A 15,564-nucleotide genomic window follows, 5' to 3' on the forward strand; every position below is an offset into this window, starting at 1 on the left:
CCCTTTCAGGCAGCTAATCTGTCGGGCGACAGATTATTTGATCTCAACAGTAGCGCCTGCTTCTTCAAGAGCTTTCTTAAGCTCTTCAGCTTCAGCTTTCTCAACGCCTTCTTTAAGAGCTTTAGGAGCTGCTTCAACTAATTCTTTAGCTTCTTTCAGACCTAAACCAGTCGCGCCGCGAACTGCTTTGATTACTGCAACTTTCTTATCGCCGAAACCAGCTAAGATTACGTCGAATTCAGTTTGCTCAGCAGCAGCGCCACCAGCGTCACCACCAGCAACAGCAACAGCAGCTGCAGCAGATACGCCAAACTTCTCTTCCATTGCTTCGATTAGTTCAACAACTTCCATTACTGATTTTTCAGCAATAGCATTTAGAATATCTTCGTTAGAAATAGACATTTCAAATTTCCTAATTTAATAAACAGCCTTATCGTAAAAAGTGCTGTTTGGAATAACTATAAATACAAAAAAGTGCTTGTAGCCCAAGGCTAGAATTAAGCAGCTTCTTGTTCTTTCTGATCGCGAATTGCAGCAATTGTACGGCAAAGTTTGCCTGCAGATGCTTCTTTCATAGCGCTCATTAAACGTGCGATTGCTTCGTCGTAAGTAGGTAGCTTAGCTAACATATTTACGTCAACAACATCCCCTTCGTATGCAGCAGCTTTAAGTTCGAATTTCTCGTTTTCTTTAGCGAAATCAGAGAAAAGACGAGCCGCAGCACCTGGGTGCTCGTTTGAAAATGCGATAAGTGAAGGACCAACAAGTGTATCTTTAACACACTCGAAAGGAGTACCTTCAACTGCACGACGTGCTAAGGTGTTACGGACAACTTTCATCCAAACGCCATTTTCACGTGCTTGCTTACGCAACGCAGTAATCGCTTCAACTGTTACACCGCGAGAATCCGCAATAACAGCTGACAGAGCGCCACTGGCAGCTTCTTGAACTTCAGCAACAATTGCTTTTTTGTCATCAAGATTGATAGCCATTGGCTTTTAACTCCTGGTTCAGCCGGATAAAACCGGCATTTACTATCCCTGAAAGTCCCATACTTAAGATAAGTAAGACTCCAGGCCGTTTACGGCGAGAGCCAGAAATTTAAGGAAATATCTGGGTAATCACCATCTACGTAGGTCGATTAAGCAATACAAGTAAACTCCTACTGCACCTACGGTCTTTGACGGGGTCGTTAAGTTGATGGGTTTTAATAAAAACCGCAAAAACCACAACTCCTACCAAAATTTAAGGGGCGAAATTATAGTTCATAATTCCGCCAAGGTAAAGAAAAAATCTTTACCTGAACATTATAAAGTTAAGCTACCCTGGTTGACGGCAACACCGGCACCCATAGTGGTAGAAACAGAAACTTTCTTAATGAACGCGCCTTTAGCGTTAGCTGGTTTAGCCTTCTTAAGGGCTTCCAGTAAAGCTTCAAGGTTTTGCTGTAATTTAGCTTCTTCGAAATCAACCTTACCGATAGTGGTATGGATGATACCGTTTTTGTCGTTACGGTAACGGATCTGACCAGCTTTAGCATTTTTAACTGCAGCAGCAACGTCAGGAGTTACAGTACCAACTTTAGGGTTAGGCATTAAGCCACGTGGGCCTAAAATCTGACCTAATTGGCCAACAACACGCATGGCGTCTGGAGAAGCGATAACAACGTCAAAGTTCATTTCGCCTGCTTTAACCTGCTCGGCTAAATCTTCCATGCCTACTACATCAGCACCGGCTTCTTTTGCTTTTTCAGCATTAGCGCCCTGTGTGAATACAGCAACACGTACATCACGGCCAGTACCGTTTGGTAATACTGTAGCGCCACGAACGTTTTGATCTGATTTACGAGCATCGATGCCAAGGTTAATGGCAACATCAACACTTTCGTTGAATTTAGCAGTTGCTAATTCTTTCAATAAAGCCAGGGCTTCATTGATATCGTATTCTTTTAAAACGTCTACTTTTTCACGGATAAGACGAGCGCGTTTTGATAATTTAGCCATTGATTAGTCCTCTACCACTAAACCCATTGAACGAGCAGAACCCGCAATGGTACGCACTGCTGCTTCTAAAGAACCGGCAGTAAGATCAGGTTCTTTTGTCTTAACGATTTCTTCAAGTTGAGCTGTAGTAACAGTACCAACTTTTTCAGTGTTAGGACGTCCTGAACCGCTTTTGATACCTGCCGCTTTTTTCAATAAGAAAGAAGCTGGTGGTGTTTTGGTTTCAAAAGTGAAAGAGCGATCGTTGTATACAGTAATAACTACTGGAACCGGCGCGCCTTTTTCAATCGAATCTGTTTTGGCGTTGAACGCTTTACAGAATTCCATGATGTTCACACCGTGCTGACCCAGAGCAGGACCAACCGGTGGTGACGGGTTAGCTGCACCAGCAGCTACTTGTAGCTTGATTAAAGCTTGGACTTTTTTAGCCATTGTATAAATACCTTCATTATGGGTGCAAACGCCTTATCTTACGATTCAGGCTCCCCGTGAGTATAAAATCCGTTCTTTTTGCCTTGATTTTCATCAACTCAAAAAAAATCGGCAGCGGATTATATATTAATCAACGCTGCCGATTCAATACTTCTTTTAAAGAAAAAGTAATCTATTAAGGTTAATGCCCTAAATTAGCCTTTTTCTACCTGACCGAACTCAAGATCAACCGGGGTAGAACGACCAAAGATAAGCACAGAAACCTTGATACGGTTCTTCTCATAGTCGAGCTCTTCAACCACACCGTTGAAGTCTGCGAAAGGACCGTCGATAACACGAACCACTTCACCCGGCTCAAACAAGGTCTTAGGCTTAGGCTGATCTGTGGTTTCTAAACGCTGTAAGATGCGATCTGCTTCTTTTTGCGAAATAGGCGCAGGACGATCACTGGTGCCGCCGATAAAACCAAGCACGCGCGGTACACTTTTCACTAAGTGCCAGGCTTCTTCATCCATGGCCATTTCAACCAGGACATAACCCGGGAAGAATTTACGCGCACTTTTGCGTTTTTGGCCGGCACGCATTTCGATCACTTCTTCGGTAGGGACCAGAATTTGACCGAACTTGTCTTGTAAGCCGTGAATTTCCACGTGCTCAATCAGGGTTTTCTGGACACGCGCTTCATAACCTGAAAACGCCTGAACCACGTACCATCTTAATTTAGGTTTTGAAGTTTCTTCAGTCAATGTTGTAGTTTCTTCGGACATATTTATACCTGTATACCGGTAATAAAACCGACTACCCAGAAAAGAATAGAATCCAGGCCCCAAAGCAGCAGAGACATAAATAATGTCGCCACTAATACGATGCCTGTGGTTTGAATAGCTTCTTGACGGGTTGGCCAGACAACTTTGCGAATTTCAGTTCTAGACTCTTTCGCAAATGCTAATGCAGTACGGCCCTTTTCCGTTTGTACCGCCACTAAACCGGCAACGGCTATGGCAATCACTACCGCAACTGCGCGAATTAATACTGACTCTTCGCCAAAGTGGTAGTTACCTACTACGGCACCCGCTAAAAGAAGAAATACTACTCCCCATTTTAACGAGTCTAGAGAACCACTCGGCTGGTTTTCTGTACTTGCATTCATAATTCTGACCTGTATTTTCCCGTCTAAGTATGACAAAACGACCCCGCCATAAGGCGAGGTTTATTTCTTCGGGCTTCATGCCCTGAATAAAATGGCAGGGGTAGAGAGATTCGAACTCCCAACCGTCGGTTTTGGAGACCGCTGTTCTACCAATTGGAACTATACCCCTGCAAAGCTGCGCCATTATAGATGGCTTCTCGATAAAATGCGATATGTGATTGCAGATAAATCAGGGAAATTGCAATAAAATTACCATATAGAATTATAGACCTGATAATAAAACACGCAGCTACTGCCTTTAATAACAGGCATCTCCCTTTGATGACAAAGGAAATTTAATCTTCCTTTGTCATCATGAAAACAATTCCCGATTAACTGTAAAAATGAGTTTCGACTTTAAGAGTTAATAAATTTTCTTCTAAAGGCCACTAATGCCAGTACTGAGAATAACACTATTGAATTCGGCTCAGGTACAGTAAGAGTACCTGTTTCAATAGAAACACTATCTATACTAATAAATACAGATTGCTGCACCTCAGCACCTGAAGCCACCAAGCGCAGGCTGTCAAAATTAACCCCAGACACAGATAGAGACTGAACTCTTTGTAATCCCTGATTATCATCGAAACTTATAAAACTACTGGCAACAACTGAATCATTAAAAAGTGCTTCAAGAGTCAAAATATTCGACCATGCCCAGAAAACGGTATTACCTGTATCATAAATATTAACAGTTGCACTATGCGCATTCTCGGCTTCGAAATCGATATTAGCACTACCAAATGATGATCCACTACCACTAGTAACTCCAGACGAATAACCACCAAAAGTCAGTTGCTTTATACCTGGAACTGTCCCTTCTCCAGGAAGCGCTGAAGGGTCAATTTCATCAATAGCCCAGTGCGTCGGGTATCGCTCCCCAGCAACTTCTTTCACATCGGAAAAGATAATGCCATTATCATTAAGAGTAGCTCCGTGAAAACCTTCCTCAAGATCGGAAAAATCAGTATAAAGTAAAGCGGCATTGGCATGAGTAACAATAAAAGACATGATTAAAATAAGTATTCTTAACATTCGATCTGAATTCCTGATATCTAATTAACTTAAACGTAAATAATTTACAAAACAGCCCGCGATTGCAAAAACCACACCAAAACAACAAAAACACAAAAATTCAACAACTTAAGAAAAAAGCAAATCACAACAAATTTAAAAACAAAACAAAATGTAAACAAATTTGACATATTATTTACAAGCAAACAAGATCCCTCCTGCAAATAACCGGGCAAAAACAGAAGAAGGGTGAGATTAAGATACAAAGAACTAGCTTGCCATAATAGCAATAAGGTAAACCAGCATTATCCTTTTATGACCTTCAACATCTATGCCCCCCTTTACCATCAGGAGGCTTCATTAAGTAAAGAGAAAAAACCAAGATAGACAACTAGCTATCAAGCCTACTCTTGTCACTTATTTTCCCACACCTAAATATTCACATAAACATAACAACAAGGCACCAAACTCACGAACTGCTTGAGTCGTGGTCAGCATTTATTGGAACAGCAATAACCCCCCCCTGAGGAACATGCCTTAAGCAACTACCCTTCTCGTCGGATAACATGAAAGTGATTGTATACATATTCAGAGCTAAAAACATAAAGATAGACCCTATCTGCCAGCGAGCTATCAAAGTCAATCTCAAGATTATCAAAACGGCCATAACTGATAATCATCAAAAAATATAACTCGCAGAAGGGCAGAGATAGCTCGTATCAGAAAATCCTTCCAATAAGCTTGACACCATTAACGCCCCCTAAATAAACTGCCACAGAACATTTTCCCGCCAGTTATGAAATATCGTATTCAGGAACTTTCGGCTAATTCATTGGTTTATATTGAAATAGAGTAATGAAGTAATAGTATTGATAGCAAATCAAACAACTAAATTGCACATGAAAGTAGCTTGCTACGCGGAATTATTTATAAGGGCTTAGTATAACCAAGCCAAAGATTAGAGTTAATTAATAGCCTTCTATAATAAGAGTAATAAAACATCAGCCCTACCATGTTTCTGCCACAATAAAGATGACTGACACTAGCTTTTTAGTTGAGTTCAATGTGACTAAATCTAAGGCTCTAATTAACCGATGTCTTCCTTAAATTACAACGAGCCCACCTTACCCATGCTGCAACCAAATACCAGGCACAAAAAAGGCCGCTTGCGCGACCTTTTTTTGGTTTAGCTGTTTATCTAAATCTCGATATTAATCGATGATTTTAGATACAACACCAGCACCTACAGTACGACCACCTTCACGGATAGCGAAGCGTAAACCTTCGTCCATCGCAACCGGGTTGATAAGCTCAACAACAAACTTAAGGTTGTCGCCTGGCATTACCATTTCTACACCTTCAGGAAGCTCTACAGCACCTGTGATGTCAGTTGTACGGAAGTAGAACTGTGGACGGTAGCCTTTGAAGAATGGCGTGTGACGACCACCTTCATCTTTGCTCAGTACGTATACTTCTGATTCGAACTTAGTGTGAGGAGTGATTGAACCAGGCTCGGCCAATACTTGACCACGCTCAACGTCTTCACGCTTAAGACCACGAAGAAGGATACCACAGTTCTCACCGGCACGACCTTCGTCAAGCAGCTTACGGAACATTTCAACACCAGTACAAGTACTGGTTTGAGTTTCACGGATACCAACTACTTCTACTGCATCACCTACTTTGATGATACCACGCTCAACACGACCGGTTACAACTGTACCACGACCTGAGATTGAGAAAACGTCTTCGATAGGCATGATGAATGCACCGTCGATAGCACGTTCTGGCTCTGGAATGTAAGAATCTAAAGCATCAGCAAGCTCAAGTACTTTCGCTTCCCAGTTAGCTTCGCCGTTAAGGGCACCTAAAGCTGAACCTTGGATTACTGGTAAGTCATCACCTGGGAATTCGTATTCGCTAAGAAGTTCACGAACTTCCATTTCTACTAGCTCAAGAAGCTCTTCGTCATCAACCATGTCACATTTGTTCATGAATACGATGATGAAAGGTACGCCAACCTGACGAGATAACAGGATGTGCTCACGAGTTTGTGGCATAGGACCGTCTGTAGCAGCAACTACTAAGATCGCGCCGTCCATTTGAGCAGCACCGGTGATCATGTTTTTGATGTAATCGGCGTGACCAGGACAGTCTACGTGTGCGTAGTGACGAGTCTCTGTGTCGTATTCGATGTGAGAAGTGTTGATGGTAATACCACGCTCACGCTCTTCTGGTGCGTTATCGATTTGTGCGAAATCTTTAACTTCACCACCGTGAGTCTTGGTTAATACAGCAGAAATAGCAGCGGTAAGAGTAGTTTTACCGTGGTCAACGTGTCCGATGGTACCGACGTTTACGTGCGGTTTCGAACGTTCAAATTTTTCTTTAGCCATCTTAAAATACCTGGGTAGATTAACAATTTATTAAAAATAAAATAAATAGACTAGAGAAAATCTTCAAGAAATGGTGCTGATAGGCAGATTCGAACTGCCGACCTCACCCTTACCAAGGGTGCGCTCTACCAACTGAGCCATATCAGCATACAACAAACACAAAGATGGAGCGGGTGGCGGGAATCGAACCCGCTTCATTAGCTTGGAAGGCTAAGGTAATAGCCAGTATACGACACCCGCTAAACTCTATCTTTTTATCTTGTATATGGTGGAGGGAGGTGGATTCGAACCACCGAAGGCTGAGCCGTCAGATTTACAGTCTGATCCCTTTGGCCACTCGGGAACCCCTCCAAATTTTGTATTAATGGTGCCGACTGCCGGAGTCGAACTGGCGACCTACTGATTACAAGTCAGTTGCTCTACCAACTGAGCTAAGTCGGCACGTCATTAAGTGGTGCGAATATTAGAGCAATGTTTTGCTGCTGGCAAGCACTAAATCAAAAAAAACTGCATTTTTTCACTGTTCGCTGTTTTTTTATTCAAACACAAGGGAAAAGCGTACTTTTATTCGGCAATATAGGCTTGCAAGCCGACAAAAACCAGATTTTTTACCGAGGTAACTTTTGACTCCAGCAAATTTGACAGTGCTTTTTCATTGCCCCCGGTCATTAAAACCAGATCAAGCGCTGAAACAACCGTCTCTGCTTGTCTAATAGCGACCTCTATCGCACCAACCGTAGCCGCCCAACAGGCATTATTGACATTTTCATTGGTATCACGGCCAAAGGCGATACTGGCATTTTCACCTTTATCAGCTGCTACATTTGCCGTTTGCTGTAAAATACTGTTAAACATGGTATCAATACCGGGGATTATCCAACCGCCAAGATGCTCTCCCGAAGCCGCCAACAAATCAACGGTCGTAGCTGTACCGGCATCTATGATCAACATATTTTTGCCGGGATAGAGTTTATAGGCCCCTATCATAGCCAACCAGCGATCAACCCCGAGCTTCTCCGGCTGGTTATAGGCTGAGACAATGCCAAAACGTTTTTTCTCGGTGCGGACAAGATGCAAATCTACCCGGTGCCGCTCCGCCCAGGACGTGATTAACTCAGATAAGCTATTCTGACTGACATTAGCAACAATAAGTTGGCTGATAGCGCTAAAATGCTGATCAAGCCACATCATAGTCACCTGTTCATTAGCAACCGCCTCAATAGCTGAGAGATCTTGTCCTTTTTGATAAACATATTTAGTCCGGGTATTACCGATATCAACTAATGCGATCATCATCCGCCCTTAAACTCACTTCTCCACCGTAAATCGCCTTAACCTGACCACCAGTTTCCAGTAACAAGGCGCCCTGGTTATTGATCCCCCGGCAAATACCCGAAGTTACCCGCTCACCGGTGATCAATTTAACCGGCTTATCCAGGTAAAAATCCTGTTGTAACCATTCATCCACCATTGGCGTTAAACCAAATGCCTGATGCTGCTCAAGCCGCCGGGTAAGGCATTTAATAATCGCCGAACACAGCATATTGCGGTCTAATACAGCTTGAGTATGAGATTTAAGATCCGTCCAGGGCTGATCTACCTGCGCTGCACTTTGCTCCGGCATCGCCAGATTAAGGCCAATACCGATAACGCTGTGACAAGCACCTAATGCCTGCCCTTCAAGATCAATTAATATCCCCGCCAGTTTCACTCCCGACAGATAAATATCATTGGGCCATTTCAATTGCACTTCTATGTTAAGCAACTCACTAATAGCATCACTCACCGCCAATGCCGTTACCAGACTCAAACCCATTGCCGCCGACATTCCCTGTTCCAGCTGCCAGTACATGGACAAATAGATATGAGAGCCAAAAGGAGAGATCCATTGCCGGCCTCTGCGCCCCCGGCCGGCACTTTGATATTCGGCAATACAAACCTGACCTTGTTTAAGGTTATTGGGTAAGCGGCGTAATAAATAACTATTGGTGGAATCGATCAGGTTATGCACTTCTACCGTATTCGCCAATCCGTTAGCAGCTAACGCTTCCCTGATCTTATCATTACTTAATAGATCTAAGGGCCGGGCTAACTTATAGCCTTTGCCGCTCACCCTGAAAATATCTAAGCCCATATCAGCTAGCGCATTAATGTGCTTTGAAACAGCCGCCCGGCTGACACCAAACTGTTGCCCTAAGGCTTCACCGGAGACAAACTCACCATTGGCTAATTTCCGGATCAAATCTTCTCTTAAAGACTTAGCCATTATTGTTCAAACTCATCTAATTCAACCTCACCCCTGGCAGCTATAAGCCTGACCTCGGGTTGCAACTTAATACCAAACTTATCCAGTACACAAGTTTGTACATGCTTAGCCAATGAAGATATCCCCTTACCTGAAGCACAGCCCTTATTTACTAATACTAAAGCCTGTTTATCATGTACTGCCGCGCCATTTAGCATAAACCCCTTTAAACCGGCTTGTTCTATAAGCCAACCCGCGGCTAACTTGACACTCTTATCGGCTTGAGGATAAGAAGGCATGTCATGATACTCCTGTGCCAGCAAGCGATGTTGTTCTGGAGAAACCACCGGGTTTTTAAAAAAGCTCCCCGCATTGGGTAAAACTTTCGGATCAGGTAACTTTGATTCTCGTATAGCAATCACTTGCTTCATCACATCCAGTGCGCTGACATCTTCCGGTAAAACGTCCAGGCCATGATAACTAAGTTTTGCCTGCCAGTTTTTAGGGAAAATGAGGGTAACAGAAATAATCAGCCCCTGGTTGTAAAGCGCTCCTTTAAAAACGCTATCCCGGTAACCAAATTGGCAATCCTGCCTGGATAATGTCTTTACCGACTTTGAGCTGAACTCAAACCACTCTACTTCCTGGCAATAATCGGCAAACTCTACTCCGTAAGCGCCAATATTTTGCACCGGTGCAGCACCAACACTACCGGGGATCAGCGCCAGGTTTTCCAAACCATAAATTCCCTGCTCGACACAGCGGATGACCAATTGATGCCAGTTCTCAGCTGCTCCTACCCGCACACGATAACCATCACAGGTCTCTTCAATATCAACACCTTTAAAACCCGGACGAATAATGACCGGCGTTTCATCTTCGACAAACAAGGTATTACTGCCTTCACCCAGAATATAAAAAGGTTGATTGAGCACCTCAGCTAAATCATCAAGATCAGCATAACTGGCAGGTTGATAAAGGGAAGGGGTTATTGATGCAACATTAAAGCTATTGCTTTGCTTTAACTGAAATTGAGATGCTGACTTCATAAGATACAAAAGAAATAATTTTCATCATTGTAACTAAATTTTCAAAGCGCTGAAATTAATTCACCCGGATTTCTGCTAGCCGGGTTCGGTATACATGGAAAAGCAGGGATTGAAAAATAAAAACGCTAAAAGCAAAAAACCCGCAGCGTCAGCTGCGGGTTTCTCTAATTAGAAGTCTAGCAATGTCCTACTCTCACATGGGAACTCCCACACTACCATCGGCGCTACTGCGTTTCACTTCTGAGTTCGGCATGGGATCAGGTGGTACCACAGTGCTATTGTCGCTAGACAAAAACAGTCAATCTTGGAAAACGATATATATCTACTTATTCAATCTATGTGTACGTGACTTTTGTTTTTAATGTCAGTCTTCATACAATCTTAAAACCACTTGGGTGTTGTATGGTTAAGCCTCACGGGTCATTAGTACAAGTTAGCTCAATGCCTCGCAGCACTTCCACACCTTGCCTATCAACGTTGTAGTCTCCAACGGCCCTTCAGGGGACTTAAAGTCCCAGTGAGAACTCATCTCAAAGCCTGCTTCCCGCTTAGATGCTTTCAGCGGTTATCAGTTCCGAACGTAGCTACCGGGCAATGCCATTGGCATGACAACCCGAACACCAGAGGTTCGTCCACTCCGGTCCTCTCGTACTAGGAGCAGCCCTCTTCAATTCTCAAACGCCCACGGCAGATAGGGACCGAACTGTCTCACGACGTTCTAAACCCAGCTCGCGTACCACTTTAAATGGCGAACAGCCATACCCTTGGGACCGACTTCAGCCCCAGGATGTGATGAGCCGACATCGAGGTGCCAAACACCGCCGTCGATATGAACTCTTGGGCGGTATCAGCCTGTTATCCCCGGAGTACCTTTTATCCGTTGAGCGATGGCCCTTCCATACAGAACCACCGGATCACTATGACCTACTTTCGTACCTGCTCGACGTGTCTGTCTCGCAGTTAAGCTGGCTTATGCCATTGCACTAACCGTATGATGTCCGACCATACTTAGCCAACCTTCGTGCTCCTCCGTTACTCTTTGGGAGGAGACCGCCCCAGTCAAACTACCCACCAGACAGTGTCCCCAAGCCCGATTAGGGCCCCAGGTTAGAACATCACGCATACAAGGGTGGTATTTCAAGGTTGGCTCCACCAACACTGGCGTGCTGGGTTCAAAGCCTCCCACCTATCCTACACATGTAGGAGCAATGTTCACTGTCAAGCTATAGTAAAGGTTCACGGGGTCTTTCCGTCTAGCCGCGGGTATACGGCATCTTAACCGCAATTTCAATTTCACTGAGTCTCGGGTGGAGACAGTGTGGCCATGATTACGCCATTCGTGCAGGTCGGAACTTACCCGACAAGGAATTTCGCTACCTTAGGACCGTTATAGTTACGGCCGCCGTTTACCGGGGCTTCGATCATGAGCTTCGCAGAGCTAACCCAATCAATTAACCTTCCGGCACCGGGCAGGCGTCACACCGTATACGTCATCTTTCGATTTTGCACAGTGCTGTGTTTTTAATAAACAGTTCCAGCCACCTGGTTACTTCGACCGACTTCAGCTTAGGGAGCAAGTCCCATCACCATAGTCGGCGTACCTTCTCCCGAAGTTACGGTACTATTTTGCCTAGTTCCTTCACCCGAGTTCTCTCAAGCGCCTTAGTATTCTCTACCTAACCACCTGTGTCGGTTTGGGGTACGGTTCCTTATAATCTGATGCTTAGAAGCTTTTCCTGGAAGTATGGCATCAATGACTTCAGCTCCGTAGAGCCTCGTCTCGTATCTCAGTGTTAAGAGGACCCGGATTTACCTAAGTCTTCCACCTACATACTTTCACATGGACAACCAACGCCATGCTCACCTAGCCTGCTCCGTCCCTCCTTCGCAATTATAAGAAGTACAGAAATATTAATCTGTTTCCCATCGACTACGCGTTTCCGCCTCGCCTTAGGGGCCGACTTACCCTGCCCTGATTAACATGGGACAGGAAACCTTGGTCTTTCGGCGTGGGGGTTTTTCACCCCCATTATCGTTACTCATGTCAGCATTCGCACTTCTGATACCTCCAGCATGCCTTACAACACACCTTCAACGGCTTACAGAACGCTCCCCTACCACTCAAACAAAGTTTGAATCCGCAGCTTCGGTGACTAGTTTAGCCCCGTTACATCTTCCGCGCAGACCGACTCGACTAGTGAGCTATTACGCTTTCTTTAAAGGATGGCTGCTTCTAAGCCAACCTCCTAGCTGTCTATGCCTTTCCACATCGTTTCCCACTTAACTAGTACTTTGGGACCTTAGCTGGCGGTCTGGGTTGTTTCCCTCTCCACAATGGACGTTAGCACCCATAGTGTGTCTCCCGGATAGTACTCACTGGTATTCGGAGTTTGCAAAGGGTTGGTAAGTCGGGATGACCCCCTAGCCTTAACAGTGCTCTACCCCCAGTGGTATTCATCCGAGGCTCTACCTAAATAGATTTCGGGGAGAACCAGCTATCTCCCGGCTTGATTAGCCTTTCACTCCGACCCACAAGTCATCACCGCATTTTTCAACATACGTGTGTTCGGTCCTCCAGTTGATGTTACTCAACCTTCAACCTGCCCATGGGTAGATCGCCGGGTTTCGGGTCTATACCCTGCAACTGAACGCGCAGTTAACACTCGCTTTCGCTACGGCTCCCCTAATCGGTTAACCTTGCTACAGAATATAAGTCGCTGACCCATTATACAAAAGGTACGCAGGCACCGGACTAAATCCGGCTTCCACTGCTTGTACGTATGCGGTTTCAGGTTCTATTTCACTCCCCTCACAGGGGTTCTTTTCGCCTTTCCCTCACGGTACTGGTTCACTATCGGTCAGTTAGGAGTATTTAGCCTTGGAGGATGGTCCCCCCATATTCAGTCAACATTTCACGTGTGCCGACCTACTCGATTTCATGATAAGTTTATTTTCGTGTACGGGGCTATCACCCTGTATCGCCAAGCTTTCCAGCTTGTTCCACTAATGTACAAATCACTTAAGGGCTAATTCCCGTTCGCTCGCCGCTACTAAGGAAATCTCGGTTGATTTCTTTTCCTCGGGGTACTTAGATGTTTCAGTTCTCCCGGTTCGCCTCATTAAGCTATGAATTCACTTAATGATACCCGCCTGATGACGGGTGGGTTTCCCCATTCGGACATCGAAGGCTGTAACGGTTTTTATCACCTTACCTTCGCTTTTCGCAGATTAACACGTCCTTCATCGCCTCTAACTGCCAAGGCATCCACCACATACGCTTAGTCACTTAACCATACAACCCCAAGTAGTTTCCTATTTGAAAACCCGGTGACTAAACCGGATTAAGTTGTAAAGTCTGACATTTTCACGCACTCATAGAGTGTCTTGAATAAGAGTTGATAGCTTTTGCTATCGTGATACATAACAAGGAAGATTATGTATCAGTTGGTAATTATCGCGCGACACGATAAATTACCGGGTATATATATCAGCTTTCCAGATTGTTAAAGAACAGTACATAACGCTCATTCGGTTATGACTTGGTTAAAAAACCAAAACTAAACACTCTAACAAGAGTTGTTAGTTTTGGTCTTTCCCTTCAAAGAGAAGGTTTTCTAACTTGTTATCAGTGCAATTTGTGTGAACACTCAACGAGAGCATTGTTTTACTTCAAGATAAGGAGGTGATCCAACCCCAGGTTCCCCTAGGGTTACCTTGTTACGACTTCACCCCAGTCATAAATCACAAAGTGGTGACCGTCCTCCCGAAGGTTAAACTAGCCACTTCTTTTGCAACCTACTCCCATGGTGTGACGGGCGGTGTGTACAAGGCCCGGGAACGTATTCACCGTGGCATTCTGATCCACGATTACTAGCGATTCCGACTTCATGGAGTCGAGTTGCAGACTCCAATCCGGACTACGACAAGCTTTGTGGGATTCGCTCCACCTCGCGGTATTGCTGCCCTCTGTACTTGCCATTGTAGCACGTGTGTAGCCCATCCCGTAAGGGCCATGATGACTTGACGTCGTCCCCACCTTCCTCCGGTTTATCACCGGCAGTCTCCTTAAAGTTCCCGCCCGAAGCACTGGCAAATAAGGATAGGGGTTGCGCTCGTTGCGGGACTTAACCCAACATTTCACAACACGAGCTGACGACAGCCATGCAGCACCTGTCACAGAGTTCCCGAAGGCACTAAACCATCTCTGGTAAATTCTCTGGATGTCAAGGGATGGTAAGGTTCTTCGCGTTGCATCGAATTAAACCACATGCTCCACCGCTTGTGCGGGCCCCCGTCAATTCATTTGAGTTTTAACCTTGCGGCCGTACTCCCCAGGCGGTCAACTTATCGCGTTAGCTGCGCCACCCACATCTCAAGGATACAGACGGCTAGTTGACATCGTTTACGGCGTGGACTACCAGGGTATCTAATCCTGTTTGCTCCCCACGCTTTCGTGCCTCAGCGTCAGTTTTTGTCCAGGTGGCCGCCTTCGCCACTGATGTTCCTTCCAATCTCTACGCATTTCACCGCTACACTGGAAATTCCACCACCCTCTACAAAACTCTAGCCTGCCAGTTCAAAATGCAGTTCCCAGGTTGAGCCCGGGGCTTTCACATCTTGCTTAACAAACCGCCTACGCACGCTTTACGCCCAGTAATTCCGATTAACGCTCGCACCCTCCGTATTACCGCGGCTGCTGGCACGGAGTTAGCCGGTGCTTCTTCTGTTGCTAACGTCACAGGATGCAGTTATTAACTACATCCCTTTCCTCACAACTGAAAGTGCTTTACAACCCGAAGGCCTTCTTCACACACGCGGCATGGCTGCATCAGGCTTTCGCCCATTGTGCAATATTCCCCACTGCTGCCTCCCGTAGGAGTCTGGGCCGTGTCTCAGTCCCAGTGTGGCTGATCATCCTCTCAAACCAGCTAGAGATCGTCGCCTTGGTAAGCCGTTACCTTACCAACTAGCTAATCTCACTTGGGCTAATCAAATGGCACGAGGCCCGAAGGTCCCCCGCTTTGGTCCGTAGACATTATGCGGTATTAGCAGTCGTTTCCAACTGTTGTCCCCCACCATAAGGCATATTCCCAAGCATTACTCACCCGTCCGCCGCTCGACGCCGAAGTACAAGTACTTCTCGTTTCCGCTCGACTTGCATGTGTTAAGCCTGCCGCCAGCGTTCAATCTGAGCCATGATCAAACTCTTCAATTAAAAATCGTTTGTGAGAGACAA

11 protein-coding genes, 5 tRNA genes and 3 rRNA genes are annotated in these 15,564 nt (G+C 45.2%); all 19 read right to left on the reverse strand.

Going from position 1 to position 15,564, the window contains the following annotated elements; all coding sequences use genetic code 11:
- Positions 1-33 precede the first annotated feature (33 nt).
- Positions 34-402, reverse strand: a complete 369-nt coding sequence (rplL, locus tag SG35_RS26665; RefSeq protein ID WP_044836292.1) for a 50S ribosomal protein L7/L12 — start codon at positions 400-402, stop codon at positions 34-36.
- 95 nt (positions 403-497) lie between these two features.
- A complete protein-coding gene (rplJ, locus tag SG35_RS26670) occupies positions 498-992 on the reverse strand; it encodes a 50S ribosomal protein L10 (protein ID WP_044836291.1) in 495 nt (164 codons plus the stop codon).
- Positions 993-1,307: 315 nt separating this feature from the next.
- Positions 1,308-2,003 (reverse strand): 50S ribosomal protein L1, encoded by a 696-nt coding sequence (gene rplA, locus SG35_RS26675; protein WP_044836290.1) that lies wholly within the window; start codon positions 2,001-2,003, stop codon positions 1,308-1,310.
- A 3-nt stretch (positions 2,004-2,006) separates the two neighbouring features.
- Entirely contained in the window at positions 2,007-2,435 is a 429-nt protein-coding gene (rplK, locus tag SG35_RS26680) for a 50S ribosomal protein L11 (RefSeq protein WP_044836289.1), read from the reverse strand.
- 194 nt (positions 2,436-2,629) lie between these two features.
- Positions 2,630-3,202: a transcription termination/antitermination protein NusG gene (gene nusG / locus SG35_RS26685; protein ID WP_236702726.1), complete on the reverse strand. Its 573-nt coding sequence runs from the start codon at positions 3,200-3,202 to the stop codon at positions 2,630-2,632.
- Positions 3,203-3,204: 2 nt separating this feature from the next.
- Positions 3,205-3,585 carry a preprotein translocase subunit SecE gene (gene secE, locus SG35_RS26690; RefSeq protein WP_044836288.1) on the reverse strand — a complete coding sequence of 127 codons (381 nt, stop codon included), beginning with the start codon at positions 3,583-3,585 and terminating at the stop codon, positions 3,205-3,207.
- Between the two features lie 92 nt (positions 3,586-3,677).
- A tRNA-Trp gene (locus SG35_RS26695) sits at positions 3,678-3,754 on the reverse strand.
- Positions 3,755-3,981: 227 nt separating this feature from the next.
- Positions 3,982-4,659 carry a PEP-CTERM sorting domain-containing protein gene (locus SG35_RS26700; protein WP_044836287.1) on the reverse strand — a complete coding sequence of 226 codons (678 nt, stop codon included), beginning with the start codon at positions 4,657-4,659 and terminating at the stop codon, positions 3,982-3,984.
- A gap of 1,190 nt (positions 4,660-5,849) precedes the next feature.
- Complete coding sequence (gene tuf, locus SG35_RS26705; RefSeq protein WP_274055300.1) at positions 5,850-7,034, reverse strand: elongation factor Tu; 1,185 nt, start codon at positions 7,032-7,034, stop codon at positions 5,850-5,852.
- A 71-nt stretch (positions 7,035-7,105) separates the two neighbouring features.
- A tRNA-Thr gene (locus tag SG35_RS26710) sits at positions 7,106-7,181 on the reverse strand.
- An 18-nt stretch (positions 7,182-7,199) separates the two neighbouring features.
- Positions 7,200-7,274 (reverse strand) — tRNA-Gly (locus SG35_RS26715).
- A 26-nt stretch (positions 7,275-7,300) separates the two neighbouring features.
- Positions 7,301-7,385 (reverse strand) — tRNA-Tyr (locus SG35_RS26720).
- 14 nt (positions 7,386-7,399) lie between these two features.
- Positions 7,400-7,475 (reverse strand) — tRNA-Thr (locus SG35_RS26725).
- A gap of 123 nt (positions 7,476-7,598) precedes the next feature.
- Positions 7,599-8,330, reverse strand: a complete 732-nt coding sequence (locus SG35_RS26730; RefSeq protein ID WP_053043499.1) for a type III pantothenate kinase — start codon at positions 8,328-8,330, stop codon at positions 7,599-7,601.
- A complete protein-coding gene (gene birA / locus SG35_RS26735) occupies positions 8,311-9,300 on the reverse strand; it encodes a bifunctional biotin--[acetyl-CoA-carboxylase] ligase/biotin operon repressor BirA (protein WP_044836398.1) in 990 nt (329 codons plus the stop codon). The genes SG35_RS26730 and birA overlap by 20 nt, the downstream gene beginning before the upstream one ends.
- On the reverse strand, positions 9,300-10,328 hold the full coding sequence (murB, locus tag SG35_RS26740) for a UDP-N-acetylmuramate dehydrogenase (protein ID WP_044836399.1): 1,029 nt from the start codon (positions 10,326-10,328) through the stop codon (positions 9,300-9,302). Before murB ends, birA begins: the two co-directional genes overlap by 1 nt.
- A 174-nt stretch (positions 10,329-10,502) precedes the next feature.
- Positions 10,503-10,617 (reverse strand): 5S ribosomal RNA (gene rrf, locus SG35_RS26745).
- A 113-nt stretch (positions 10,618-10,730) separates the two neighbouring features.
- A 23S ribosomal RNA gene (locus SG35_RS26750) occupies positions 10,731-13,620 on the reverse strand.
- Between the two features lie 383 nt (positions 13,621-14,003).
- Positions 14,004-15,543: ribosomal RNA gene (locus SG35_RS26755) — 16S ribosomal RNA — on the reverse strand.
- The 16S, 23S and 5S rRNA genes sit together here, the layout of an rRNA operon.
- Positions 15,544-15,564: the final 21 nt, after the last annotated feature.

This window comes from Thalassomonas actiniarum (genome assembly GCF_000948975.2).
GTDB classification, from domain to species: domain Bacteria; phylum Pseudomonadota; class Gammaproteobacteria; order Enterobacterales; family Alteromonadaceae; genus Thalassomonas; species Thalassomonas actiniarum.

Coding starts and splice junctions, on each gene's coding strand:
- rplJ (WP_044836291.1), bottom strand. CDS start 992: ATGGCTATCAATCTTGATGACAAAAAAGCAATTGTTGCTGAAGTTCAA.
- nusG (WP_236702726.1), bottom strand. CDS start 3,202: ATGTCCGAAGAAACTACAACATTGACTGAAGAAACTTCAAAACCTAAA.
- tuf (WP_274055300.1), bottom strand. CDS start 7,034: ATGGCTAAAGAAAAATTTGAACGTTCGAAACCGCACGTAAACGTCGGT.
- secE (WP_044836288.1), bottom strand. CDS start 3,585: ATGAATGCAAGTACAGAAAACCAGCCGAGTGGTTCTCTAGACTCGTTA.
- murB (WP_044836399.1), bottom strand. CDS start 10,328: ATGAAGTCAGCATCTCAATTTCAGTTAAAGCAAAGCAATAGCTTTAAT.
- rplK (WP_044836289.1), bottom strand. CDS start 2,435: ATGGCTAAAAAAGTCCAAGCTTTAATCAAGCTACAAGTAGCTGCTGGT.
- birA (WP_044836398.1), bottom strand. CDS start 9,300: ATGGCTAAGTCTTTAAGAGAAGATTTGATCCGGAAATTAGCCAATGGT.
- rplL (WP_044836292.1), bottom strand. CDS start 402: ATGTCTATTTCTAACGAAGATATTCTAAATGCTATTGCTGAAAAATCA.
- rplA (WP_044836290.1), bottom strand. CDS start 2,003: ATGGCTAAATTATCAAAACGCGCTCGTCTTATCCGTGAAAAAGTAGAC.
- SG35_RS26700 (WP_044836287.1), bottom strand. CDS start 4,659: ATGTTAAGAATACTTATTTTAATCATGTCTTTTATTGTTACTCATGCC.
- SG35_RS26730 (WP_053043499.1), bottom strand. CDS start 8,330: ATGATGATCGCATTAGTTGATATCGGTAATACCCGGACTAAATATGTT.